Raw genomic sequence first — 26,050 nt, forward strand, 5'->3', positions numbered from 1 at the left:
GTTCCCTTCATACTCTATAATTACCAGACAGGTCTTAACCTCGATGATAGTTTATCTTCATTTTCTTCATAAACTAATTTTGTTAAATCTTCTTTGAGCATTTGCAGGCGTTCAGCACCTATGATTTCAATCCAACGTTGCTCAATCTCAGTTAGTATCTTCTCTTTTGCTTTCACTACTAACCAACCTCGTTCGGTCAAAACAATAATTTTTCCTCTCTTATCAGTGGGATGAGCTTTGCGCATTACATAGCCACTTTTCTCAAGATAATCCACCATTTTACTCACAGCTTGCTTTGTAATTCCTAGATATTCGGCTAGTTCTATACCTGTTGCTCCATTGGGAGTGATGCATTTAAACATAAAACCATGTGCAGGTCTAATATCTCCAAATCCAAATTCACTCAATCTGTCATGTAATTCATTAATTGATGTACTAAAGGATAATGATAAAAGTGATGTAAGATCCAATTCACTAAATACTTCATGCTTCATACATAAAACCTCCTTAAATAAAGTCAATCAGGTTGACTTTATTTAAAATTCATTGTACTATACGCAATGTAGTCAATCAAGTTGACTATAGTTTAATTATAAAAGAAATAGGATTCACCGAAACAATATTAATACATTATGGAGGGTTCTCATGGCTAAAATCGTTAAAATTAGAGCAAGTGTATTTGCACCGTATGCTTGGTTGGAACCTATTAAAGATCCTGCAAAAGAAAAGATATTCGAATACACTGGTGATGCACGTGAATTTACACCAAACGCTGTAAACACTATGCGGTCAAGATTAGAGCAAGAAGTGATTATTGATTTTTATAAAAAAGAAATTTTCACATATACAAATGCTTGTATCGTAACTGTAAAAGTTACAAATCCAGATGGTTCTATTGATTATAAAAAAGGAAAAACAAGTACAGAAAATATTGTATGTACTAATGTTGTGTGGGGCACTGATGAAGTTTCTTTTGAAATGAGGGCAAGTGCAAGCAATCCTTTAAATGCAGCAGCACCTGCGGCTGATTATTTATTAACTATACATGTTAACAAGAGTGGTGTTGCACAAATTGAAGGTGCACATGATGGGTTCCCCTGCTATGAATTTTATAAACAAATAGATTTTGGTCCATTTGAATTAATATATGCACATGATTTCAGAAAAACTGGTGACACTCCAGCAGCGCTAGCTGGGGAAATGGAATACAGTTTTAAAACGACAATCTAGATATAAATACTAAGTAGAAGTTTACAAGCAGCAAATATTAAAGGAAAAGCAATAATTTATACGAAAGAAATTGCGGCCTGTTTTGCTGAATGGCTCAAAGTTATGAATTACCCAAAATAAAATTTGAATTACAGAGGTGGTTCTTATGACTAACATTGTTAAAGTTAGAGCAAGTGTATTTATTCCAATGTCTTGGACTGAACCTAAGAAGGATACTCAAACAGGAAACGTGATTCAATTCGAAGGTGACTCACGTGAATTTACACCATATGCTGTAAACGCTATGCGTTCCAGAATTGAACAAGAAGTAGTTGTAGATTTTTATAAAAAAGAAATCTTCACATATGCGAATACTGGCATAACAACAGAAAGAATCACAACTCCTGCTGGTTCCGTTAATAAAAAAACAGGAAAAGCTAGTACAGAAGGTATTTTGTGCACTGATGTTGTATGGAGGTCAGATGACGTCAAATTTCAAATGAGTGCTAGTGCTAGCAACCCATTAAATGTATATGCACCTCCCGTTGATTATCTATTAACTATACATGTCAAAAAAGATGGTACTATCGATATTCAAGGTGCACATGACGGATTCCCTTGTTATGAATTTTATAAGCAAGTAAACTTTGGTCTGTTTGAAAAGATTCATACACATGACTTCAGAGAAACTGGTGATACAGCTGAAGCTCTAGGTGGAGACATGGAATATAGTTTTAAAAAGATATTGTAAAGACAATAGGATTCCCTTTTTAGTGAATAAATATATAACAACATAAGAGCGAGTAACAGGAGGAAAAGAGAATGACAACAGTTTTATTTGTAAAAGCAAACAATCGCCCCGCAAACCAAGCGGTGAGTGTGAAATTATATGAGGCTTTTTTAGCAAGCTATAAAGAATCACATCCAAATGATACAGTGGTAGAACTTGATTTATACAAGGAAGAGTTGCCATATGTAGGAGCAGATATGATTAACGGTACATTTAAGGCTAGTAGAGGACTTGATTTAACAGCAGAAGAAGCAAAAGCAGTAACTGTTGCTGATAAATATTTAGAACAATTCCTTGCAGCTGATAAAGTTGTGTTTGGATTCCCATTATGGAACTTAACAATTCCGGCTGTACTACACACATATATTGATTATTTAAACCGCGCAGGCAAAACATTTAAATATACGCCAGAAGGTCCAGTAGGTCTGATTGGAGATAAGAAAATTGTATTATTAAACGCAAGTGGCGGTGTATATTCTGAAGGACCAAAAGCTGAAGTAGAAATGGCTGTTAAATATGTAGCAAGTATGATGAGCTTCTTCGGTGTAAAAAATATAGAGAAAGTAGTGATTGAAGGTCACAATCAATTCTCAGATAAAGCAGAAGAAATTATTGCTGCAGGGCTTGAAAAAGCTGTTAAAGTAGCAAGTACGTTCTAATTAATACAAAACTTGTCACTCAATATAGCAGTACCAACACTTTTATAGCGGTGGTACTGCTTTTTTATTCGCTTATCTTGCTACTTTTGGAGGAGTTAGAACCCAATTGATGTAATAATTCCATTTTAATCTTATAAAACGATAGAAAGAAGGATTACATTACAATGAAAACTTGATGGACAAAATATATATAAAATTGATTTCCTTCTTAAACTATTCTGTCCTTTAGCTTAAGTACAATCCTTCAAAATCTCACCAACAAATATCGAATTTTCTTTTAAAATGATCTTCCACAATCTGGCCCGATTGCTGAACAAAAGTAAAAAAGCAAACATTTCATAAATAAGTTATTATTTTTTCTAAAACTAGTATTTTTCTGTTTGGTGATAATTAAATGTATTTACACGATAATTATTTCATTGGAACTACTGAGCGAAATATTTGAATAGTCTGAAAACTATTGGTATAATAGAAAAAAGGTAAAGGAGTTGGTTTCCTATGGAAAAGAATTTGGCTAATACAACACCACAACCTGAAATAAACGTCATGGATTCTGAATTTGCTGAAATGGTGTTAAACAAATCCCTTCTTAATTTCCGAAAAGAGCAAATCCGAAAAGAGATTGACCAGTCATTACAGGATCAAAACAAAGAAGAATTCCTACGATTAACAGAGGAATTGAAAAACATTTCTTAAAATGTTGTTTAAAATGAACTTAACATATTTGTAACTTTAAGAAGTACGCCAAAACGCCAATCCCATATCTATAAGGGATTGGCGTTTATTTGATTTTTATCGATTAAGCACGATATTATAAATATGTTATTATTTGTTCCAAAACTCGTCCTTTTCTGAACACACCACTGTTCGTTTTGAAAAGGACGTTTTTTATTGCCTTTCTCTTAACAAAACTCTGTTCATTATTCTATGTTTAATAACCTATCTCTTTTTATAAAAATAAGAAAGAGTGATTTGAGTATAATTGATTATTTTTGTGTGCCTTAATCAACTAACGCACCCTTTAGTTCGATAAGAAAAGCGAACCTTATTCAAGAATCGCGCCCTTTAATTGAATAACTAAAATCTGACCTCACTTATAAAATCACTTAATTCTTACTACAGATTCGTACCTACTAATAATACGATATTAAACTGTAAGACTCTAAAAACAAAAGCACTGACTACACACTGCTTTTGTTTACGTATGATATCTCTTGTTCTTATGAGTATTTCTTGAAAGATTCTATTATTAGTAATTCGCATAAATCTTCATAACTTATTTGATTAGCATGGGCTTCTTTAGGTAATAAACTAGTTTGCGTCATACCAGGAAGAGAATTCGCTTCAATACAATAAATTACATTATCCTGATCAACAATAAAGTCAATTCTAGAATAGACTTTTAATCCTAATAAATTATGTACTTTTAACGCCGTGTTTTGCAATTCTTCAGCTAGACTATTTGGAATATTTGCAGGAGATATTTCTTCACTTGCACCTACTTGATACTTACTTTGGTAATCGAAGAAACCTTTCTTAGGAATAATTTCTATAACAGGTAAAGCAGCATTTCCAATTATGCCAACAGAAAACTCTCTACCATCTATTTTTTCTTCAATTAGAATAGTATTTGAAATGTCCTTTATTTCTTCTAATGCTTTATGAAGTTCATCAGAATTATTAAGAATTATCACTCCTATACTAGAACCGTTGTCATTTGGCTTGAAAACTACTGGATAATTAATTTCTGGTAATTCTTTATCGAAATCATAAATATCCCATTTTGGCGTTTTTATCCCATTAAAAGCCATTAATTCTTTTGAAATTACTTTATTCATCGCTAATAGACTGCCCTCATAGGAACTACCAGTATATTGAATACCGTATATATCGAATAAGGCCTGTAATTGTCCATTTTCACCAATTCCACCATGAAGAGCAAGGAAGCAAATATCGGCATCTTGACAAATTTCTAACACATTAGAACCAATTAAAGACTTTTGATTATTTTGCTGTTTTCGTAATACTTCCAAATTAGGTTTTTCTTTAGGCACATTATAAGTATATGTTTCTTTTCTATATTTTTTATAAGCTGATTCAAAATCAGAAACATCTTGTAAACCTTTATAAATATCTAGTAATAATACATCATGATTTTTTGAAACTAAAGCATTAGAAATTTGAGCACCAGAAGCAAGAGAAACATCCCTTTCATCACTTAATCCGCCAGCTAATACAACTATTCTCATTTTTTACCTCCTATGACGATTATTTTCTATTAATTAAATAGTTTCACCTCATTCATTATATATTAAGAATGGAAATGGAAAAAGTTTCATAAACAATTATGTCTTATTTCGGATAAACTTTGCACCAGTCCTTCTTGTACTAAACTGCCCCGATAGTTCCATAAAGAAAAAGCTGCCTTAAAGACAGCTCTGATCTTCAGCTAACGCACCCGTTAGCTCAATTAGAACACATTTATAAACAAGCTAATTCGATAAAAAGAATTAGCTTGTCCATTTTTTTCATCCTACAATTCGAAATCTTTAATAACAGCAGTTGGTCGTAATACCTTTTCCGAATCGAACTCTTCTAAAGGTTCTTCATTTTGAACTTTCTTTACCCAGTCGTGATTAGCCAATGCTCCTTTACCTAAAGTTACAATATCAGCATGACCATTATTAATAATTTCAGAAGCTCTTTCTGGCTTCGCTAACTGTCCGTTTGCGATAATAGGTAATAGACTATTCACTTTTGCAAGTGCTACAAGTGAATCTATTCCTGACCACTTATAGGGGTAATCATTCACTTTTGATTGTGGAATTCTAATACCAGTAGTAAAGTCCTCTCCTACCGCTTTCCTAACTTCCTGAATTATTTCTACTAATAACCTAACCCTATTTTCTGTAGTGCCACCGATTCATCTTTTCCCTCCAATATGTTCTTCAGAAAAAATATAAACAAGAGCCTCGATTTTCAAGTTGAAATCGAGGCCTTCCAATCAATAAATATAAATTCTAGATTAGGTCTTGTTAATCCTCGTTGGAAGAGAACGAAAACGTGGATGCTCAGCAAGGATAGAACCTCTCATCTGTTTGACGACAGGATGTTCTGATGAAAAAAACTGATTTTTAGAATCGTAAAGCTCGATTAATTCTCCTTTTTCTAGTACACCCAGAGTATCAGCGATTGAATAGGCCGCTTTAATATCATGTGTAATAAAAAGATAAGATAAGCCGAAGTCTTTTTTTAACTCGCTTAATAATTCTAAAATTAGTGTTTGATTAACCATATCCAGACTACTTACGGATTCGTCTAAGACGATTAGCATCGGCTTAAGAGAGATTGCTCTAGCAATATTAATTCTTTGCAATTGTCCACCGCTAAATTGGTGTGGGTATTTTTTTAAATCCTTCTCACTTAGGCCTACTCTTTCCAATAACTCAATAACGGTTCTTTTTTGTTCGGCTACGGTTAGTTTTTCATAGTTTTCTAATGGCTCGCCTATAATATGCTCGGCTGTCATTCGTGGATTGACAGATGAATACGAATCTTGAAAGACGACTTGTAGATCTCGGCGTATCTTTTGCCGAATAAGCTTATCAGCAGTATAGATATCATGCCCTTGAAACAGAACTTGTCCTTGCTGTGGACGTTCTAAGCCAAGAATCACTTTTCCTAATGTGCTTTTTCCAGCTCCACTCGTCCCAAGTAGTCCTAAACATGTTCCTTCGTCAATAGAGAGGGAAATGTCAGTGAGTACTTTTTTTGAATGGTCTTTCCATTTAAAAAACGTATGAGAATTATAGCTATGAGTTACTGCTTTTACTTGTAATAAACTCATTTATTCACCCCTCAAAAGAATGCAATCTATATATCACAACATATGGGTGATAGGTTCCTCATGATCTAAGATAAGGCGGGCATTTAGCAGTTTCTTTGTATACTCATGCTGCGGATTATCAAATAATTCAAATACATTTGCAGATTCTACAATTCTGCCATGTTGCATAACGACTACATCATCTGCCATTTCAGAAATGACACCCAGATCATGAGTAATGAGTAAAATGGATGTTCCATATTCAGAACGAATTTTATCCAAGTGGCGAAGTACTTGTAATTGGTTATGAACGTCGAGTGCAGTTGTCGGCTCATCAGCAATAATAACAGAAGGATTTAAACATGCGGCCATCGCAATCATCACGCGTTGAAGCATACCTCCACTCAATTGAAATGGATAGCTTTTTAATAGTTTCGCGGGATCTGGCAGGTTTACATTTTGCATCGCATCGACGGCAAGCTCTTTTGCTTGCTTTTTATTCAATGAGGTATGAGACCTAATCGTTTCGATAAATTGATTTCCAATTGTAAAAACAGGCGTAAATGAATTCATCGGATTTTGCATAATAAAGGCAATATCCTTGCCACGAATTTCACGTATTTCTTTATCGTCTAAACCATTCAATTCTCGTCCTTGGAGGGTAATGCTACCTTCAATCGTCGTTGTATTCCGATCAAGAAGCTGTAGAATGGACATACTCGTAACAGTTTTACCACTCCCACTTTCCCCTACAAGACCTAGTACCTTCCCTTTTTTTAGTTCAAAATTAATATATTGAACTAGGGTGGAAGCACCATCTTTTGTTTGTACTTGTACATGTAGATCGCTCACTTTTAATACATTCGATTGTTCTGTTCTCAATCTTCTCATTCCTTTTTTATTAACGACGTTTGACTCCAAAACGTTCTGATAGCGCTTCGCCTAATAAATTGAAGGTGACTACAACGAGCATAATCATCAAACCTGGATATAGCATTAATTCTGGATTCGTCCGAATATACGATTTCCCTTCATGAATCATTGCTCCCCATTCTGGTGTAGGGGGTTGCACACCTAAACCTAGAAACGACATGGCGGATATATCCATGATGGCCCAGCCCATTTCTAATGTACCCATAACAGCGAGCGGAGGGAGAACATTTGGAACAATATGTTTCTTTATTATCTTCCATTGAGAAGAACCGCTTATTTTAGCTGCCGCTATATAGTTTTGTTCTTTCAGACTAAGTACCATTCCTCGGAATATTCTCGCATAATACACCCATTGCACAAGCATCAATGCCAAGATGACTTGTTTAAGGCCAGGTCCCAATATACCAACAAGTCCAAGAATGAGCAAAAGATTCGGAAATGCCATAACACCATCACAAAGTCTCATTAGCACTTGGTCCACCCATCCGCCTTTATAACCAGCAATGGTTCCAACAATCAAACCGATGCCTAAAGATGAAATAAAGATTAATGTGGCAAATCCTAACGAAATGCGAGCTCCATATAAGAGGCGTGATAACGTGCATCTTCCTAAATGATCAGTTCCCAATGGATACTCAAAGGAAGAGGGCTGTAGTTTATTAGCTAAATTGACAGCAATAGGATCATTAGGTGCAATCCAAGGAGCCAAGATGGTGATTATAAATAGGAAGCTCAATATTATCGAACAAAGGACAATCACTTTCTGACCTCTCATCATAATGCGAAGACTTGTTATCATTGACGTTGCCCTCCTTTTCTGGAGATGCGTGGATCGATACACATTTGAATAAGGTCAACAATCAAGTTGCTAATAATGAATAGGCCCGCTGCTAAAAGCACATAGCATTGAATGACAGGAACATCCCGATTAAAAATAGCTTCAATAAAATAACGACCAAATCCTGGCCAGGAAAAGACCGCTTCGACGATAATGGTTCCAGTCAGTAGCTTTCCTAAATTCATCCCTAGTCCAGTAATCATAGGAGATATGGCTATTCTCAATACATGTTTTCCCATAATCACTTTTTCATGAATCCCTCTTGTGCGAGCAAAAAGGATATAAGGTTCCTGTAAATTTTCAAGAACGCTAGCACGTAATAGTCGAGTATACAAAGCTATTAATGGCAAAGCCAAAGTAATGGAAGGGAGAACCAGATGTTGCCAAGTCCCGATTCCTTCAACAGGGAATAGGTCGAGTTTAACAGAAAAGAAAAAAATCAATAAATAACCAAGCCAAAAAGAGGGGATCGATGCCCCGAAAAAAGAGAGAAGTCGACTAAAATGGTCAATTCCACTGTTTTTCTTAATGCCTGCCCAAAAACCAAGAGGGACACTGACCAGGATCGCTAATATGATGCTACCTAAAGCTAACTGAATGGTCGCTGGCATTCGATATGTAACCTCGTCCCAAACAGGTTTATTCGAAACATAAGATATGCCAAAATCAAATTGGCATATCTTAATGATAGAGTTTACATATTGAACATGGAGAGGTTGATCTAAGCCAAACTCATGTCTTTTCTGAGCCAACATCTCATCTGTGGGTTGGATATGTGCTGCCGATAAATATGCCTCAGCTGGGTCCACGGGTGAAAGGTGAATCATTCCAAACGTTAGAAGGTTGGCCAAAAGAAAGATGGGAATAATGGCCATAATTCGTTTCAAGATATAAGTGCCCATGAAAACCCTCCTGTAACTTACTACTCGATGCTAATTCCTGTGAATGGATGTTCATCCCGGTTAGCAGGGAATGTAAAATTAGATACATCTTTTTGATAAACAGCTATTTTCTTAATATAAGAAATAGGTGCAATCGCTCCTTGTTCTTGTAGTGATTCCAAAATAGTTGAGTAAAGTTCTTGACGTTCTTTTTCATCTGTTGTTCGAGGAACATCTGCAATTTGTTTTAACAACTTATCTCTGTTCGGATAAGATGAAATGGCTTCGCTAAATCCAAACCCTTCTGAACCAACGATGTTTACGAAAGTATGAGGATCATAGGGTGCGCCATAGTTACTAAAGAAATTCAATTCAAAATCATTAGCTTTAAATCTTTGAATTTGTACCGTAAGCTCAACACCAACGATATTTAATTTAACACCTAGTGCCGCCCACTCAGATTGTAATGTTTCAGCCATTGCTTTTTGAATCGATTCTGCAGAGTCGTACATTAACTCGATTTCAAGTGGTTTTCCGTCTTTTTCACGAACGTTTTTTCCTTTTGGCAGCTTCCATCCTGCTTCATCTAATAAAGCTTTTGCTTTTTCAACATTATAATTAATCGGCTTTATATCAAGGTCTGAAGTATAAGGGAAGTTTGTCGGTAAAATAAAATCTGCCTTCTCTTCCAGCCCAGAAGTAACTCCGTCAACCATTGCTTTTTTATTAAATCCATATTGTAACGCTTGACGAACACGTAAATCTGAAAGCTGTTCTTTCTTCGTATTCATAACTAGTTGTCTTGTTGCAACCGGTTCAGAAATACTAGTCTCATAGTTACCTGTTGTTTCTAATTGTTTGAACGCATCTAAACTGATAACACCTTCACCATAAATAAGGTCTAGGTCACCTTTTTCAAAAGCAAGAACTCGGGTTTCAGCATCAGGAATGATCTTGATTTTGATTTTCTTTACTTTAGGAAGTTCACCCCAATAATCTTCATTGCGTTTGAAAATAGCATATTCATCTGCTTTATATTCTTCCAAAACCCATGGACCGGTACCGACTGGTTTTGTAACACCTTTTGAAGTGTCACCATCTTTAGGAAATCCAGCATCACCTAAGAAACGGACTGGACGAACGACGGCTAACTCTTGAATAGTAGGATAATAAGGCTCCTTTAATGTTAGTTTAAACGTGTTTTGGTCAATTACTTCCGTTTGATCCACTTTCGGAATAAAGCCCAACCAACTATGTAAATCAACATTTTTCAATATAGCATCAAAGTTCTTTTTCACATTTTCAGCATTAAAGCTTGTACCGTCAGAAAATTTCACATCTTGACGCAGGTTGAACGTATATTCCTTCCCATCCTTAGAAATTTCCCAAGATTCAGCTAATTGTGGTTTCAGTTCGCCTCCCTCTTGGTAGCTAACCAAAGGTTCATATATCATCGATTGAGCGAATAATTGAGAAGGATTATAGACATGCGGATTCATTTCACCTATATCCCTAGGCCAAGCAAAAGTAAGCATGTCTTTGCTGTCCTTATTTGAAGTTGAATTTTCTTTTGATTCATTTGTACATCCAAGTAAAAACGTTGATAAAATTAAAACGATGGTAGATATAAATAACACTTGTTTGCTGTTTCTTCGTTTTGACATAACATTGGTGCCTCCTGTACCATATTGAGAATCTTTTTCAATTCTAATGAGTAACTATATTATTGTCAATATAATGTCGAAACTCACAAAAAATATAAATATGTTTATAACAAATCTTATTTGCACCAGGATCAGGTTCCTTCTATTTCCTTAAAGAAAATTGGGAATACAGCTGTACCAGGTAGTCTTACAAAGCGAGATTCGGATATACAATTACGTGTGAAACCAGATATAGCAAAAAGTTAGACACTTTACATGGAGGACGACTGTATTCTTTGAAAATAGTACCAATTTCTCTTTAATAGAAATCAGCACTTCGTTTATTCGGGTTTTTGAAAGGCTCTGTTAAACGGAAATGTTGACAATCAGTAAAAAAATATAGGACCCTTGGGAGGTCCTTTTTCTGGGGTTCTTGTTCAACGAACGCACCCGTTAGTGCATTTAGAAAATCGATTCTTATTAAAGAATCGCGCCTTTTAATTGAACAACAAAGCTATTTCAATTTAGGTCTCAAAAGATAGTTATAAACTATGGCCATAGAAGTTCTATGATCCACTTACTATTTTCAATTCGATATAATAAACGAATATGATTCCTTTCTCTATCACCTTGCCAAAATTCTACCTCCTATGCTGTAACTTTATATAAACAACAATGGGGGTCAACTCTGCTCGGTTCATTTTTTATGTGCTCAAATTGCTTTAGTAATGCTTCCTCTAGAACTTTTCTGTCAGACAAAACATCACTCTGTTCTTATTGAAGAGCAATTGCACGGGCAACTTCCCCTCTTTCTAAAAAATCTTTTGAACTTTGATCTTTCCCCATGCAAAATGAAGTTCCTCGTATTTTGATTTGCCTGCCAATTAAAGCCCAATAAAAAGTTAAAGAATCATTTGAATTTGCCTTCCTACTTTTTAAAAAACCATCTAGAGTATACTGAACACTAAAACTCTTACAATATGGCTCTCCCTTATTTAGAAATGCTTGATCCTGACTTTTCTCTTTTGAAGCATCCAGACCTAAGACTAGATTCATATAAGGATCTCCTCCTCATTAAATACAAAATTTGTCAGCAGGCAAAAGGTTATTAATATCAAAAGAATTTTTTTCAAAATTAGGTATTTCCTATTGTTTATAAAATAACTGTTGCTCGAAACTTTTAGGGTTATTCTTTTGGGTTCGTTGAAAAGCTATTATTCCCATTACAAACAAAGCGAGTACAGAACATGTCGCATACATGATTGAGAATGATCCAAATTGAACGATGAATCCCATCACAAGACTCCCTAAAGAAAAGCCTAAGTCATATGAAGCGAGAAAGACACCGAGTAGAATATGTTTAGACTTTGTTGGTACTACAAATGAAATATAAGTGGTTAAAGAGGGATATAGCATTGCAGATGACAATCCATTAAATAAAGCTGCAACATATATGAAAGGTCCAATCATGAAACCACCAGCAAGAATTGTTGTTCCCACAAAAGAAGAAAGTAAGACAAGCACAATAAATTTCGGATGCCACTTACCATCTGATGGAATACGTTTTCGTAGGATAAAACGACTTCCAACCACAACAATTGATTGTAAGAATAAATAAAGTACTGCATTCCCTACATTTTCATTAACCATGTACAAGGGTAAAAATGTTGAAATCGCTCCAAATATACAAGCACCTACCAGCATGGTAATTGAAGAAATAATCAATCCCTTGTGATGTCTTGCTTCCTTGAGAGCACTCATGATTTCAAATAACGTAAATGACGCATTCGGTTGTTTTGTTTTTGGCAAAGGTGAACGAATAAAAATGAATAGTGGAAAAATTGCTAAAGCTACGATAAATAGTTGTAAATATATTTTATCTGCCTGCGACCATAACAGTAATGCAAGAGCCGGTCCATATAAACTCGGCATAACCGATGATAAAGAATACATCGACATTCCTTGTCCACGTTCTTCCTCTCGAAGTGTTTCTGAAATTCCCATTTGAATAGCCATTGAGAAAAAGGCCGTTACTACGCCTTGTAGCACGCGAACAACATATAAGCTATCAATACCAAAACTAATATAAATGAACAATGTAGCTACGTGCCCTATTAAAAGCCATTTCATAATTGTAAATACACTATACTTAGCGACCATTTGCCCTGCCCATGGTCTTAAAATCATACATACAAGCATATATACACCCATTATGATGCCGATTTCGCCTTCTAACATACCACTAGTGGAGGCCTGTAAAGGGAAGATGACTGTTAAAACAGAACTAGCTGTAAAAAAAAGCATAGAAAGTATATACACTTGAATCATCTGAAATGATAACGGTGTATATTTCACATGTATTTCCTCCCTTATCCTTACTATCTCATTTACCATACAGAATCTTAAATTTAGTTGTCAAACGAAATAGCAGACTTATAAACTTTTCCTGTCATTTGAATTACCTTTCATCTTCTTCCATGGGGAATACATAGTGATGTTCCAGATGGTGAATCCACTGTGACTTCACAATTCATTTGAAATACTGTAATTGAATGCTTAAATAAGGTCTAGCATCAATCTAAGGATATCTATGTCACCCACATTGAAACAACACTTCTGTTAACTAATAGTTTGCGAAAAAAGAGAAAAAACCAGAAAGTATGAATATACTTTCCGGTTTTCCCCTAAAGTGATAGAACCTTTGAAATTTTACTTACTAGTCATGATCTCTTCAAGTTCATCTAACATTTTGTTAGCTGCAATTACACCGCCAGCAGTATTCCAAACGGCGTCACTCACCTCATATGCATTTCCTTTTTTTACTGCATTTAAATTATTCCAAAGAGCTTCACTTGTCCATTCTTTTGCAGTATCTGTTGCTTCTTTATCTCCATTTGGGGCATATGTGAAGTAGAATAGAATATCTCCATCCATTTTAGGAATAGCCTCTTTTCCGACTTGCAAGGAAAAATTACCCAGCTTATTGTCAGCGTTAAATAAGTCTTTTTGTTGCTCAGCACGTTTAAATCCTAATTGGTCAAAAATCACGCCTGAAAATGAATCTGTGTAATAAATATATGACGTGCCTGCTAGGAAACGCACAACAGATACTTCTTGGTTTACCTTATCACCTAGCTTTTCTTTTACATCTGCAATGTGTTGATCGAATTGCTGTAATACTTCATTGCCTTTGTCCTCATTATTGATTGCTTTTGCATATAGACTAAAATTTTCTTTCCAATTCCCTGTAAGAGTTTCAGAAAAAACAGTTGGAGCAATTGCACTTAATTTATCGTAAACGGCTTCTTGACGTACCTTATTTCCGATAATTAAGTCTGGTTTTAAAGCAGCTATTTTTTCCAAATTAACCTCAAGCTCAGTCCCTACAATTTCCACACCATCCATGTCATCTTTAATATGATCGTACCATGGATTACCAAGCCAAGATTTCACAGCACCTACAGGTTTTACGCCCATTGCTAAAAGTGCTTCTGTTCCTTCATTTGTTAAAACGACAACACGCTTTGGATTTTCAGGAATAGTTGTTTCTCCCATAACATGTTTAACAGTATACGATTGTTCATCTTTTTCAGAAGACTTTGTGCTCTTTGTTCCAGCTTCATTGTTACCACAACCTGCTAAACAAACTAAGCAAAAGACTGATAACAATAGAAAAATAGTTTTTGAATATGTACTAATGGTAAACCTCATTGTAAACCTCCATGTTCAATTAATCGATAATGATTATCATAATCATTTATGTTAATGTACAAACATACATTTTGTCAATTAAATATTGATATAATGACGTTTCTTGTACTCTAAGACAATTATGAGTGTATATAACTTAATATTTTTGAGTTGATACATACTGTGACATAAAAAAAGACGGTTTTACCGTCTAATAAATTGCACTAGTTTTCTTAGTCCTTTAATTGTTTAAAGAAAAAGCTGCCTTAAAGACAGCTCCGATCTTCAGCAAACGCACCCTTTAGTTTAAGTGAATTACTTCACAATAATGAACTATTTACACTGCTTTCGTTGTTACACAAGAAAAGACTGTCTAAACTACAGCCTGACTATTACACCCTAAGATAGTCTTCTTGTATCTATTTATGGCCCATAAAAAATCATAAATAGCATTAGAAATATGTTTAATACTAACAATATCTTACCAAAGAGATTTTTTATGGCTAAAACAGAAAATACAATTGAAAATAAGAATGAGAAAATTGCGAGTTTTGATGGAAAATACACAATGTCTAAAATGCCTATCATAGGAAAATACAAAAATAAAATGCTAACAAATATAAATATCATTGAAAAAAGTAATGCTATCGTGATGTAAATATAAGTTCTGACTTTTTTCAGTTGTTGTTTCTCATAACTATTATCAACCATTTTATCCTCCTAATATTAAATTTCTTTAATCAACCTTTACCTAATACTATTCTCTATCTGAACAATAAAGACCTTCTCCAACTATCTTGCCCTGATAGTTCCATAAAGAAAAAGCTGCCTTAAAGACAGCTCTGATCTTCAGCTAACGCACCCTTTAGTTTAAGTACACTTCTTCACAAACTTGTCCTTTTTCACATTTCTTTAATTACAGGAATGCTGCCCCGTTAGTTGCATAAGGGATCTTGCCGCATGCCCATCAAGTTAAAATTTCTTTATACCCTAAAACAAAAAAAGCTATCTTCAGCAACATTTACAGAAAGAATAGCTTATTTTTTCGTTATGGATATAATCCTTTTTCTTAGCTTGATGGCGATAGGCGGTACCCCACTAAACAGACAAATTCGTCTGAAAATTTCTTCGGTTTTTGGTTTAAAATAGGAATAATGTAAGATAAATCTATTTTATTTGTATGATAAAGTAGAATAGTAGGAAAATGAATCGAAGGATGTGGTATTATTTTATGTTAAATGTAAAAAAAATGTCGTTTGTTGTTTTTATTTGTTTCATGTTTTTTATACCAAATTCAATCTATGCTCAAGAAATTTTACACAATGGAAGTCAAGGACAAGCAGTTTATGACTTACAAGAAAATTTAAAGAAAATGGGTTACTTTAACAGTCAACCAACAGGGTATTATGGTTCAATTACTGATCATGCAGTGAAACAACTTCAACTAGATTCTGGAATATTACCAGATGGAGTTTTTGGATTCCAAACACAACAAAAATTAAATAGTATTGAAATGATGGCCAGGGTTGTTTATGGAGAAGCTCGAGGAGAAACTTATGAAGGAAAAGTAGCTGTCGCTGCAGTAATTTTGAACCGAATGTCAACGCCAGGTTTTCCTAAAAATACTTACGATGTTATTTTCCAGACAAATGCTTTTACAGCTGTACATGATGGGCAATATTATTTGACCCCAAATAGCTATTCTTATCGAGCTGTTATTGATGCATTACAAGGTTGGGATCCTACTCATGGTTCTGTTTATTATTATAATCCGTCCTCGGCAACAGATGAATGGATTTTCACAAGGAAAACAGTCATTAGAATAGGCAACCACTTATTTGCAAAGTAAAACTAATCTACATACATATTGAGGAATGATATTTTTATAGTTTCGTATTATAAATATCCCATTAACTATGTCGTGTGGTATAGTTGAAAGGTCGGGCAGTATTTGCCCGACCTTTTTGGTGACACCCCCATAAGAAAAAACTGCCTTAAAGACAGCCCCTATCTTCAGCTAACGCACCCGATAGTTTAAGGACAATATTTCACAAACTATCTTGTGGAATAAAAAAGACGACCTTCATCTTGAAAAAAGCCTGGGATATTGATAAAAAATGAAAAATTAGAATCCATTTTCCACTAACCATTTCATAATACTTTCTTCTCTTCCCTTAATATCGTCATGCTGCGCATCGTATTTACGCATTTTCTTCTGTGCCACAATATTTCCATCTACCATAAACAATACTCTTTCGGTTTTTGCTGCCACCTTTCCATCATGCGTAACGAGCATTATGGTTGTCCCTTTTTTATTAATCTCTGCAAGAATTGACATAATCTCTTCTGTCGATTTGGAATCTAATGATCCGGTCGGTTCGTCTCCAAATATGATATCCGGATCATTTATCAATGCTCTGCAGATGCCGACTCTCTGCAGCTGTCCACCAGAGCCTTGAGTGATCGTATTATCTGCAAGCTTTTCAATTCCTGTCATTTCTAACAGTTTTTTTGCTTTTTGATGTATCGCATTTTTATCCGCATCTTTTGATACAAGAGCAGGAAACATAACATTGTCGATCACTGACAGATTTTTTAAAAGATTAATATCCTGAAAGATAAATCCCATGTTATTCATTCGAATCTTTGCCAGTTCTTCTTCTTTTAGTCTGCCGATTTCACGGCCTTTAAATTTCACACTACCAGAAGTCATTCTATCCATACCGCTTACATTATATAGCAGTGTTGATTTCCCGCTTCCGGATGGCCCCATGACCGATACGAATTCACCTTCTTCTATCTCCAAGCTTACATCTTTTAAGATATCAAGCTCATTATCTTTTCCTAATTCTACTTTTTTGTTCATACTTCTTGCTTCTAATATAGTGCTCATAAATATTCCTCCAATGTCAAACATTTAATCACAGTCTATATCCACAGAGGCACCCCGGAATCGCCTTATTTTTCAGGAATCTGCATTCTTTTCTGCATCGGTGCCTTCACGCAGGAGACTTCTTCTACCTTCGCAGTTACGCCTCCTGCCCGGACCTTTTTCAGCCGTTCTAACTTCTTAAAACTGCTGATAAATCATCTTCTACTGTTACCTTACAGCACACAGATATAGTAAATCCAACTACTACAATCAGCGCTAACGGACATAGCAGCCAAGTCTGCCATGCAACATGAACCAATTCAATTTTTGCAGCTCCCATAGAGGACATGGCCATACTTACAAGAAACTCCCCTAAATAATTAGAAGCCAACACTCCAAATATGATTCCCAATATCAGTACCATCAAAGTACCTGACATATATTGATGACTAACATTTTTAGAAGTTAATCCCACACTTCGCATGATTGCAATCTGAGACATATCCTTTGACAATATCATCTTAAGGAATAATGCAGTTATCAATACTGCAATGATTACTGCAATTGCGATTCCGCCTATAACAATTGTGCTCATCTGATCAATAAGATTTCCCAGAGTCTGTTGGGTATATTCCTTGATATCATTTACCTGCGCAGAATCATAGGTATTCTGGTAGTAGTCCATTTTCTCACGAACATCAACGCCTGGAGCCACATCCATGCTCACAATATACCAAAGAACGGTCTCTTCATTTAAACCAAGACTGGTATGCGCCTTTGCTGTTTTCCCGCCATTTGTAATATCTTGATAAATTCCCGTTACTTTCAAAGTCTTTTCTGTCCCGGCAACCTTTACGACTACCTCATCTCCCACTTTCTTGATTAATCCATCTTTTGACGAATTGGCATAGGAAAGTGAGATTTCCCCTTCACCCTGCGGTGCTCTTCCTTCCAGATATTTTAATGGAAATACTGAAAAATCTCCGGTTTCAATATTAATATAGTCCCAGGAACCTGCTGCATTTTTGACCTGGTAGGAACATGTGATGTAGGCCGCATACTTTTCAATATCATAATCATTTTTCAGCTCTTCCTGCAGCTTTTTAAAATCTTCTGTAATCGTATCTGTCCTTCGAAGATCGATTCTCATGTCGGATTTTCCTATTCCCATGTATGTGGAAAATTCAGGTGAATTCATGGTGTTATAAATATTTATGGGAAGTATGACAATAAACGTACATACGATAAAAATAAAGAACAGTAACCTGTATAATTTGAATCGTTTCCATACATCCCTTAGTCCCATGTAAATATTGGTGCTGAAGAATTTGTTCTTAAGCAGTGGAAAACTGTATTTTCGGTTCTTTCCACGGTCCATGATACCTGAACGCAATGCTTCCACCGCAGAAATCTTATCGATTCTTTTCAGTACATTCTTGCAGTACATCACAATCATGAAATATACAAATAATGGAGCGATAAAAGATAGTACATATTTAAAGTTTCCTGATAAATCCGAAGAAAGGTAAAGTCTCATATTACCGTTAAACAGATTTACTGCTGCAAAGGAAAGCAGATAGCCTATGATACCTGTTGCTACTGACATGACTCTGTATTTATTAAGATAAACCTTCTTTATAGCCTTTTTGGATATTCCGATTGCTTTCATCACACCGATTTCTCTTAAATCTTCATCAATCGTTGCCAGAAACGTAAGTCTGATACAGAGCGAAGCGATAATAATCAGCAGAATACTGATAAGTATAATAATCATTGCAACTGCCGCATCTGACATGGCATTAAACAACAGAAATACCTTTCCTCCGACTGTAGGACCGTTTGCTGGAAGGCCTTCTTCGATATATGCCGTCTGAAGTCCTTGAGAATCCCCGTTTTCATGCAGTTTGAATTCGATCAGATATTCCAGTTCCCCTGCCTGCCTTAAAAGCATTTCATTATAGTCTGCCTGATTAATCACAAACCGTTTCGAAGAAGTAAGGGAAGAGTTCATCTCAAAATCTCTTGCATAATCTGAAATGACAAACTCTTTCTCATACTCTCCGCTTTTCACCGTAATCGTATCACCTATTTTTAAGTCATATTGCTGCATGAAATAGATGGGAACCGCCACTTCCCCTTCTGTTACATCCAGCTTTTCATTATCCATATCCAATATAAAATCAAAATTTTTATTCTGTACGACAAATGAAATATCCTGTATAGTTCCAGCCATCGTTTGATTTTGGTCAAAATGAATATTACTTCCATCAAAAGTCAAAAGAACCATCGTCTCCTGCATCGCTATATTCTCACGGTGTTCTTCCGTAAATTGATCGATTTCTTCCTGGTCATATTCCCCGGAATGCATCTGCGTAATATCAGCTGGGACTGCACTTTCCTGAAGTTCCGACATCGACTGAATCAGATTGGCAATGATATTTGTTGCACTAGCTGCCAAAATAACTGCCATAGTTATAAATACAAATACTGATATATTTACAATTTTATTCCTGATGAAATCATTCTTTACAATTTTTAAAAACAAAATTTTTCCTCCTTCCTACATAGATAATATTTTTTCTATTTCTATAACCTTTTCATTTCCAAAACAAGTACTAAGCAAGAATGACAAAATCAACGTTAAACATATAAAAAGATATTTATTAATACTCACTCTTTCCTCTGCTAAACCCAGTATCTTTTACTACTTCAATTGGGGATACTAAAATCCTTTATGGTTTACAAAAATTAGATATTCATTTACATTCCTACTTCAACTAAACTGCACCGTTAGCATAATAAAAAAGAACTGACGATCGATACAAACTCATTAAAGAAAACGCTTTCCACTTATTTAAATATAACAATTTAATGGAAATATTTGATACATCTTAAGGCTGAATTTTCCATACAACTTTAGATGTAGATTTCGACATTTATTATTTTCTTATTAAGCTAACCTGCCACGTTAGCTTAATAAGAAAAAGCCACCAAGAATCTTTGGCAGCTGGATCTTCAACTCTTGCACCTTTTAGTTGAACAAGGCTCAAAAAAATATTCACCTAGCATTTTATTAAAAGGAAATATGAATCTCCGACTGACCACTTCTCATATCTACCCAAGGTTTAACTATTCCCCAGTCGAGATCTATTTAATTCTTTATTCCTAACTGCTCACCCAATAGGCCTATTAACCATCGCCTATGTTTCTTTTTATTTTATGCCTTTTAGTGAATATCCGAGTAGCCAATCTTTGAGTAAGACTACATACTTAATTATGACCATTGAACCTTTTGAACTTCCTCAGTATGATAGCTTTGATCAAAATCGATATTAACTCTCTAAAAAAAAAATAACAGAAAAAGAGCGTGTTTCAAGCGGTGTCCGTTTTACTCCTCAAGGCGAGTACCTTTCTGCTTGTGCTGAGGAAACTCTTAAGTATTATCTTTATAACACCAGAAAATTCTTCAGGAATCAAATAGTTATCAAGCAGCAAAAGAGACAATTGAACACTTGTCACTAATAAATTAAAATATGAGGACCCTTACGACCAAAAACTTCCAAATATCATAATATACTATTATATTCACCCAATAGAAAACAGGTGAATTTCGTACAAGTTATATGTATCAACGGAATTGTAATTACACCCAAATAATTCACGGATAGAAATCCTAGTTCTGCAACTTTCAAATTGGTCAAAACATTATATGAAAAGCAAAACTTATCGCTAATTACTAATACAGTAAAGATATTAAATGAGTTTGGCGACTCTCGACATCAAATTATCAACTCCATTGTTTTTAAAGAACTTCAATCATAAATCACCCAATTAGTTCAATATCTATCTCCTTAAACTTTTGAATTATATTTGATGTTTTCCTATTTTCCGTACCCATTTGCTTATAAAAAATATTAAGTACTTTTCCCTTGGTTCCAAAAGAAAAAGCGATTACCTGTTATAGGAACCGCCTTCAACTATCTTTGCAAAGTCATCAATAGTAGTTGAATACTTGATATAAATTCGTGGTAAAAGATAAAGTTCGTCTTTTATGCCCTTCTCAGAAAATAGTTCAGGAGTTGTCGTAATTCCAAATAAATAATATTTCTTCGTTTCTTCTACGACTTTGTCATTGAAATTTCCGTATGGATACGCAAGAGCAATAACTGGTTTGCCTGTTATTTTTTGAATTTTTTCTTTGGACTCTTTCAGTTCATATTCATAATTTTTTATTTCCGTCAAATCAGGATGTGTAGCAGTATGAGACTGGATTGAGATTATACCCGAATCAGCCATCATTTTTAAATCCGATTTAGATAATCGGTTTGAACGACCGATAAAGTCAGAAATAACAAAAATGGTACCACTTGGTTTAAAACGTTCGTTTTTAAGTTTTTGAAAGATAGCAAATGCATTCAGATTGTTTTTGTATCCGTCGTCAAAGGTAATGAAAATGGGTTTATTTACTTTATAAATGTCTTGCCAACGATCAAAATTTAATAATGTGTAACCATGATCTTTTAAATAAATCATTTGTTTCTGGAAATTATCAGGAGTTACATATAGCTCCTTAGAGCCCTGCCCAGTAAACTCGTCAATCGAATGATAAATTAAAATAGGTACTTTTCGTTGAGCAAAAACTTGTGATGGAAGAATTAAGATAAGAAGACATAGGAAAAACATTACAACCTTTTTCATAAAATCCCTCGCTTTGCATCCTTTTTATATCTTTTCAATTTATTGTGCCTCAAAAGCATAGTTCTATTATGATTTCTCCCATATTTGATTCTATCTCCCATTGATCAATGGTGACTTTGATAATCCCAAATGAAAAACTAATTTCTTAAAACACTAAGGAATCAGACTAACTGCCACATTAGCTCTATAAGAAAAAGAGCTGCCAAAGCAACTCCCTTAATGAAGTAAAGCACCCGTAAGTTCATTAAGAATAAAATCTCATTCTCCTGTTAAATGGACAGATACATTGATTCAAGGAGTTGAGAACAAAGAGCCAGATTCAGTAAATACTTTGTTTGCCATGAATATCGCTATCCATGCCGACTATCAGAAATCTGGATTAAGCCAAAGACTCTTATCGGAATTTAAAAAGTTAGCAAATAAAAAAGGGGTAGAAAAAATTGTACCCGTTCGGCCTAGTTTTAAAGTGGATTATCCACTTACACCTTTTGATAACTACGTCCATTGGAAACGAGAGGATAATACACCATTTGACCCTTGGATTCGAACTCATTGGAAGCTGGGGGCAAAGATTGTAAGACCAATTTATAAAGCTTTTACTGTTACTGGGACCATAAAGGATTGCGAAGAATGGACAAGTATGCATTTTCGTGAGAGTGGCAGATATGTTATTCAAGGTGCTTTACAGCCTATTCAAATTGATAGAGAAAACGATTTTGGTATTTATTATGACCCTAATTTATGGATCGAATATCAATTGACTGGTTATCAATAGCACTAATGAAAAGTATATTGAATTTAATGTATATGAGTGCCATTAAACTTTTATATTCTTCTGCATCTAGCTGAAAAAAGTTTCTTTTTCGCAGACATAAAAATAATAGTTATAAGGGTTTTTGTCATTCATAATCCCTTTTTCAACTGATATTTCTTTCCATTCATCGAAATTAACTTCTGGAAAAAAAGTATCTCCTACAAATTCATGATGAATCTTTGTAATGTACATTTTCTCAACATAAGGCAAAAACAAATTATAAATCTTTTCTCCCCCGAAAATAAAAATCTCTTCTTGATTTTTACATAACTCAAAAACATCTTCAATTGAATGGACAATATCACAACCGGTAAAGGTAAAACTCTTATCTCTCGTCAAAATAATATTCCTTCGGTCAGGTAAAGCCCTTCCGATTGACTCAAGGTTCTTTCTGCCTAATACGATTGGATGTCCCTTTGTAGTATTTTTAACATACCCCAATTCTTCGGGATTCTCCAAGGGATGTCATTCTCCTTGCCAATGACTCTATCCTTATCATCGCAGCAATTAAAGATACTTTCATATATAACACAGCCTTTTTTTAACTATTTTACCATGTAATTTCTGATATCTATTGAAATTCCTTGTTCCACTATCCTGCCCCGGAAGTTGCATAGGAAAATGGAGCTGTTTCCAACCCCATATTTGTTAGTTCAACAAGATTAACTTTTGTAAGTTAGTTCCATACATACCTGCTTTCATCAAAAAAAAGTGACAACCAAGGGATGGGTGTCTTTACAATTTCATAAACACTTTGAATTCAAATTGATTAACTATCTTTAAAAAATATTGTATTTATTGGTCTTCTTTTTAACAACCTGTCCAAACCAATTAATACTTTCCTCATAGAATGATTAAAAGTACTTATATCGAAATGGAGGAAACAAACCATTGAGTGACACAGATTTTTCACATGATTCTCCCAAGGGCCCAAAAGGAAGACTAATTACTGGCCATTCAAAGGAGTTTATTTCAGATACACTTGGCTTTCTTACCCACTTAGCAAAAGAATATGGAGATGTTGCTAAAATTCGTTTTGGACCTTTCCAAAATGTTTACTTCATTTCAAATCCAGATTTAATTAAGCAGGTACTTGTAACAAAACAAAAATCCTTCTTGAAATCTAAGGACTTCCATGCTTTAAAACCATTACTTGGAGAAGGCCTTCTTACAAGTGAAAAAGAAATTCACATGCGCCAAAGAAGGCTTATTCAACCTGCTTTCAAAAAGTCTCATATTAGCAATTATGCACAGGATATGATTGATATAACAATGAACTATATTTCCACTTGGAAAAACAGGGAAGAACGGATTATGACGGAGGATATGATGAGCCTTGCTCTCGGTATTATCAGCAAGACCATGTTCAGTATGAACCTCAAAGAAGGATATGACGAGCTCGGGGAACCTATAGAATCATCTATGAGAATTGCTGTTAAAAGGATGAGAACACTTCTTCAATTGCCACTATGGGTTCCAACTAAAAATAACCGTGAATTTAAAAATTCGATACAAAGACTTGATACAGTGATTTATAGCTTTATTGAAAAACGTAGGGCAGATGCAGAGAGACATGAGGATATGCTTGGGATTCTAATGGATGCTCGAGATGATGAGGATGGTTTAGCTATGACAAACCAGCAGGTACGTGATGAGCTAATGACCATTTTCCTTGCCGGTCACGAAACAACTGCAAACGTACTTTCCTGGACCTTATACTTGCTTTCACAACACCCTGATGTGGAAACTAAACTTTTCAATGAAATAGATAGCGTAATCGGTAATCGTAACCCTACACCTGGCGATTATATGAAATTAACGTACACACAAAATATTATCATGGAATCAATGCGTATATACCCGCCTGGCTATATCGTATCACGGAAAGCGGAGGAGGATGTAGTAATAGGAGGATATCATTTTAAAAAAGGCGATATGATCTTGATAAGTCAGTATGTTATGCACCACAAGCCTGAGTATTTTGATATTCCAGATTCTTTTAATCCTGAGCGATTTGAAAACAACTTTGTGAAAACTCTACCTCAGTTCGCTTACTTTCCGTTTGGCGGAGGTGCGAGAGTTTGTATCGGTAATCATTTCGCAATGATGGAAGCTGTGCTTGTCCTAGCGTGCATTGCTCAACGATATCGGATAAGGCTTGCGCCGGACCATCATGAAGTAAAACCACTTCCGTCTATTACACTCAGACCGAAACGTGGATTGCGCATGGTAGTCGAAGAAAGAAATATAGAAGGTATCCAACCAGAAGCTTCTGAAATTTAAAGGAATATAAGTTGTATTAATGAACAAAATTGTCACTCTACACCTAGGGAAGATCCCCCCTTAGTTCCATAAAAAAGACTGCAGCATCACCCCAATTTTTTGAAGTAAACCAGCTAATAGGATGTCAATATCTTTCTCTAAAAATTTCATTCCCCTTATGATATACTATTTTTGGAAGGATTTTTCTCTGTTTCACAAAACCGTTAATTAGGCTAAATCTAGGAACGTTTCTTTGCTCTTTAATAGAGCGTAAATCCAATGAAACAAATTATTAATACAGACAACGATTGTACTTTGGCAGGTTTTCCTTCTGATTTTTTCTTATCATAGGTTGCTTTAAGCTTTTTGTTCCATGAACTTCTTATGCCGATAGTACGGCAAGATACAGAGAATGACTTAGCCTGCTCAAACCTCTTTTAGTTGTACGATTAATGGTTTCCATAAACTTCCCCGATGCGTGAACACTTAGATCTACTCCAGCGAAGGCAACCAGTTTTTTCGGATGATTAAACCGATCGATTTCACCAATTTCAGAGATAATCGTGGCTGCGATTTTTTCTCCTATACCGGGAAGCGATTGGATGATCTTATATTCTTCCAGTTCATTTGCCAGGGCCACTATACGACCTTCCAAATCAGAGAGGTGTCCCTGGTAATGAAAAAGCAACTCAATATACATACGAAGATTGCTTACGTGACTTTCATACACGTTTTTTTGGAATGGATTTCGAGATGCGGAGTCCATTATTTTTTTTGCCTTTTCCCATGCCCCTTGAACCGATCGGCTAGGACAGAACTACATAACACTCTCGCGGAATATCAGGCCGATTATAAAACTTGTCCTAAAGATTAATAGGCAAAAAGAGCTTTACTAATTGTTGATCAGTTTAAGTAAGGTTTGAACATGATAATCA

At 35.1% G+C, this 26,050-nt stretch carries 22 protein-coding genes and 2 pseudogenes; 8 read left to right on the top strand and 16 right to left on the bottom strand.

All coding sequences use genetic code 11. From position 1 onward, the window contains the following. Window positions 1–20 precede the first annotated feature (20 nt). The gene (locus MKY17_RS16870) at window positions 21–494 is read right to left on the bottom strand and encodes a MarR family transcriptional regulator (protein WP_098371700.1); all 474 of its coding nucleotides are present in this window, start codon (window positions 492–494) and stop codon (window positions 21–23) included. A 151-nt stretch (window positions 495–645) separates the two neighbouring features. On the opposite strand from MKY17_RS16870, the gene MKY17_RS16875 reads away from it, so the two are divergent. The 4 genes from MKY17_RS16875 (at window position 646) to MKY17_RS16890 (ending at window position 3,354) form a co-directional block, all read left to right on the top strand. After that, window positions 646–1,230 carry a DUF3238 domain-containing protein gene (locus MKY17_RS16875; RefSeq protein ID WP_098371699.1) on the top strand — a complete coding sequence of 195 codons (585 nt, stop codon included), beginning with the start codon at window positions 646–648 and terminating at the stop codon, window positions 1,228–1,230. Between the two features lie 145 nt (window positions 1,231–1,375). After that, the gene (locus MKY17_RS16880) at window positions 1,376–1,960 is read left to right on the top strand and encodes a DUF3238 domain-containing protein (protein WP_098371698.1); all 585 of its coding nucleotides are present in this window, start codon (window positions 1,376–1,378) and stop codon (window positions 1,958–1,960) included. 71 nt (window positions 1,961–2,031) lie between these two features. Beyond that, the gene (locus tag MKY17_RS16885) at window positions 2,032–2,658 is read left to right on the top strand and encodes an FMN-dependent NADH-azoreductase (protein WP_098371697.1); all 627 of its coding nucleotides are present in this window, start codon (window positions 2,032–2,034) and stop codon (window positions 2,656–2,658) included. A 498-nt stretch (window positions 2,659–3,156) separates the two neighbouring features. Further along, window positions 3,157–3,354, top strand: coding sequence for an IDEAL domain-containing protein (locus tag MKY17_RS16890; protein ID WP_098371696.1), 198 nt, complete (start codon window positions 3,157–3,159; stop codon window positions 3,352–3,354). A 524-nt stretch (window positions 3,355–3,878) separates the two neighbouring features. Here the strand turns inward: MKY17_RS16890 and MKY17_RS16895 are convergent. The 10 genes from MKY17_RS16895 to MKY17_RS16940 all read right to left on the bottom strand — a co-directional run bounded on the left by MKY17_RS16895 (window position 3,879) and on the right by MKY17_RS16940 (window position 14,490). Further along, the gene (locus MKY17_RS16895; protein ID WP_098371695.1) at window positions 3,879–4,907 is read right to left on the bottom strand and encodes a D-alanine--D-alanine ligase; all 1,029 of its coding nucleotides are present in this window, start codon (window positions 4,905–4,907) and stop codon (window positions 3,879–3,881) included. A 284-nt stretch (window positions 4,908–5,191) separates the two neighbouring features. Then, window positions 5,192–5,581 carry a tRNA-dihydrouridine synthase gene (locus MKY17_RS16900; protein ID WP_142323967.1) on the bottom strand — a complete coding sequence of 130 codons (390 nt, stop codon included), beginning with the start codon at window positions 5,579–5,581 and terminating at the stop codon, window positions 5,192–5,194. 102 nt (window positions 5,582–5,683) lie between these two features. Continuing rightward, window positions 5,684–6,505 (bottom strand): nickel import ATP-binding protein NikE, encoded by an 822-nt coding sequence (gene nikE / locus MKY17_RS16905; RefSeq protein WP_098371693.1) that lies wholly within the window; start codon window positions 6,503–6,505, stop codon window positions 5,684–5,686. 33 nt (window positions 6,506–6,538) lie between these two features. Next, a complete protein-coding gene (gene nikD, locus MKY17_RS16910) occupies window positions 6,539–7,366 on the bottom strand; it encodes a nickel import ATP-binding protein NikD (RefSeq protein ID WP_098371692.1) in 828 nt (275 codons plus the stop codon). 19 nt (window positions 7,367–7,385) lie between these two features. Further along, window positions 7,386–8,216, bottom strand: coding sequence for a nickel ABC transporter permease subunit NikC (nikC, locus tag MKY17_RS16915; protein WP_098371691.1), 831 nt, complete (start codon window positions 8,214–8,216; stop codon window positions 7,386–7,388). After that, on the bottom strand, window positions 8,213–9,157 hold the full coding sequence (gene nikB / locus MKY17_RS16920) for a nickel ABC transporter permease subunit NikB (protein WP_098371690.1): 945 nt from the start codon (window positions 9,155–9,157) through the stop codon (window positions 8,213–8,215). The genes nikC and nikB overlap by 4 nt, the downstream gene beginning before the upstream one ends. A 20-nt stretch (window positions 9,158–9,177) precedes the next feature. Further along, window positions 9,178–10,800, bottom strand: coding sequence for a nickel ABC transporter substrate-binding protein (gene nikA, locus MKY17_RS16925; RefSeq protein WP_098371689.1), 1,623 nt, complete (start codon window positions 10,798–10,800; stop codon window positions 9,178–9,180). A gap of 753 nt (window positions 10,801–11,553) precedes the next feature. Continuing rightward, window positions 11,554–11,835 carry a hypothetical protein gene (locus MKY17_RS16930; RefSeq protein WP_098371688.1) on the bottom strand — a complete coding sequence of 94 codons (282 nt, stop codon included), beginning with the start codon at window positions 11,833–11,835 and terminating at the stop codon, window positions 11,554–11,556. Window positions 11,836–11,925: 90 nt separating this feature from the next. Further along, window positions 11,926–13,134 (bottom strand): MFS transporter, encoded by a 1,209-nt coding sequence (locus MKY17_RS16935; protein ID WP_098371687.1) that lies wholly within the window; start codon window positions 13,132–13,134, stop codon window positions 11,926–11,928. Window positions 13,135–13,488: 354 nt separating this feature from the next. Then, window positions 13,489–14,490, bottom strand: coding sequence for an iron-siderophore ABC transporter substrate-binding protein (locus MKY17_RS16940; protein WP_339200200.1), 1,002 nt, complete (start codon window positions 14,488–14,490; stop codon window positions 13,489–13,491). Between the two features lie 478 nt (window positions 14,491–14,968). On the opposite strand from MKY17_RS16940, the gene MKY17_RS16945 reads away from it, so the two are divergent. Together MKY17_RS16945 and MKY17_RS16950 are read left to right on the top strand one after the other, a co-directional pair. Further along, window positions 14,969–15,127 (top strand): hypothetical protein, encoded by a 159-nt coding sequence (locus MKY17_RS16945; protein ID WP_179891074.1) that lies wholly within the window; start codon window positions 14,969–14,971, stop codon window positions 15,125–15,127. 573 nt (window positions 15,128–15,700) lie between these two features. Continuing rightward, window positions 15,701–16,318, top strand: coding sequence for a cell wall hydrolase (locus tag MKY17_RS16950; protein WP_098371684.1), 618 nt, complete (start codon window positions 15,701–15,703; stop codon window positions 16,316–16,318). A 276-nt stretch (window positions 16,319–16,594) separates the two neighbouring features. Here the strand turns inward: MKY17_RS16950 and MKY17_RS16955 are convergent, their stop codons facing one another. The 3 genes from MKY17_RS16955 to MKY17_RS16965 form a co-directional block, all read right to left on the bottom strand. Further along, window positions 16,595–17,362, bottom strand: a complete 768-nt coding sequence (locus MKY17_RS16955; RefSeq protein WP_098371683.1) for an ABC transporter ATP-binding protein — start codon at window positions 17,360–17,362, stop codon at window positions 16,595–16,597. Between the two features lie 169 nt (window positions 17,363–17,531). Beyond that, window positions 17,532–19,886, bottom strand: a complete 2,355-nt coding sequence (locus MKY17_RS16960; RefSeq protein ID WP_098371682.1) for an ABC transporter permease — start codon at window positions 19,884–19,886, stop codon at window positions 17,532–17,534. A gap of 1,406 nt (window positions 19,887–21,292) precedes the next feature. Continuing rightward, window positions 21,293–22,039, bottom strand: a complete 747-nt coding sequence (locus MKY17_RS16965) for a polysaccharide deacetylase family protein (RefSeq protein ID WP_098371681.1) — start codon at window positions 22,037–22,039, stop codon at window positions 21,293–21,295. A gap of 286 nt (window positions 22,040–22,325) precedes the next feature. Here MKY17_RS16965 and MKY17_RS16970 point away from each other — a divergent pair, with 286 nt between their 5' ends. Continuing rightward, window positions 22,326–22,814, top strand: coding sequence for a GNAT family N-acetyltransferase (locus MKY17_RS16970; protein ID WP_142323966.1), 489 nt, complete (start codon window positions 22,326–22,328; stop codon window positions 22,812–22,814). A gap of 66 nt (window positions 22,815–22,880) precedes the next feature. Here the strand turns inward: MKY17_RS16970 and dfr are convergent. Next, window positions 22,881–23,376 (bottom strand): annotated as a pseudogene (gene dfr / locus MKY17_RS16975) (DfrD/DfrG/DfrK family trimethoprim-resistant dihydrofolate reductase). Between the two features lie 368 nt (window positions 23,377–23,744). Here dfr and MKY17_RS16980 point away from each other — a divergent pair. After that, entirely contained in the window at window positions 23,745–25,136 is a 1,392-nt protein-coding gene (locus MKY17_RS16980) for a cytochrome P450 (protein ID WP_098371679.1), read from the top strand. Window positions 25,137–25,343: 207 nt separating this feature from the next. Here MKY17_RS16980 and MKY17_RS16985 read toward each other — a convergent pair. Next, window positions 25,344–25,932: pseudogene (locus MKY17_RS16985) on the bottom strand (transposase); the annotation flags it as partial. Between the last annotated feature and the right edge of the window lie 118 nt (window positions 25,933–26,050).

Origin of the sequence: Peribacillus sp. FSL P2-0133 (assembly GCF_037975445.1) — a bacterium.
Taxonomy (GTDB): domain Bacteria; phylum Bacillota; class Bacilli; order Bacillales; family DSM-1321; genus Peribacillus; species Peribacillus simplex_E.

Coding starts and splice junctions, on each gene's coding strand:
- MKY17_RS16940 (WP_339200200.1), bottom strand. CDS start 14,490: ATGAGGTTTACCATTAGTACATATTCAAAAACTATTTTTCTATTGTTA.
- nikC (WP_098371691.1), bottom strand. CDS start 8,216: ATGATAACAAGTCTTCGCATTATGATGAGAGGTCAGAAAGTGATTGTC.
- MKY17_RS16950 (WP_098371684.1), top strand. CDS start 15,701: ATGTTAAATGTAAAAAAAATGTCGTTTGTTGTTTTTATTTGTTTCATG.
- nikE (WP_098371693.1), bottom strand. CDS start 6,505: ATGAGTTTATTACAAGTAAAAGCAGTAACTCATAGCTATAATTCTCAT.
- MKY17_RS16870 (WP_098371700.1), bottom strand. CDS start 494: ATGAAGCATGAAGTATTTAGTGAATTGGATCTTACATCACTTTTATCA.
- nikB (WP_098371690.1), bottom strand. CDS start 9,157: ATGGGCACTTATATCTTGAAACGAATTATGGCCATTATTCCCATCTTT.
- MKY17_RS16895 (WP_098371695.1), bottom strand. CDS start 4,907: ATGAGAATAGTTGTATTAGCTGGCGGATTAAGTGATGAAAGGGATGTT.
- MKY17_RS16955 (WP_098371683.1), bottom strand. CDS start 17,362: ATGAGCACTATATTAGAAGCAAGAAGTATGAACAAAAAAGTAGAATTA.
- MKY17_RS16890 (WP_098371696.1), top strand. CDS start 3,157: ATGGAAAAGAATTTGGCTAATACAACACCACAACCTGAAATAAACGTC.
- nikA (WP_098371689.1), bottom strand. CDS start 10,800: ATGTCAAAACGAAGAAACAGCAAACAAGTGTTATTTATATCTACCATC.
- MKY17_RS16930 (WP_098371688.1), bottom strand. CDS start 11,835: ATGAATCTAGTCTTAGGTCTGGATGCTTCAAAAGAGAAAAGTCAGGAT.
- MKY17_RS16945 (WP_179891074.1), top strand. CDS start 14,969: ATGGCTAAAACAGAAAATACAATTGAAAATAAGAATGAGAAAATTGCG.
- MKY17_RS16885 (WP_098371697.1), top strand. CDS start 2,032: ATGACAACAGTTTTATTTGTAAAAGCAAACAATCGCCCCGCAAACCAA.
- MKY17_RS16965 (WP_098371681.1), bottom strand. CDS start 22,039: ATGAAAAAGGTTGTAATGTTTTTCCTATGTCTTCTTATCTTAATTCTT.
- MKY17_RS16875 (WP_098371699.1), top strand. CDS start 646: ATGGCTAAAATCGTTAAAATTAGAGCAAGTGTATTTGCACCGTATGCT.
- MKY17_RS16880 (WP_098371698.1), top strand. CDS start 1,376: ATGACTAACATTGTTAAAGTTAGAGCAAGTGTATTTATTCCAATGTCT.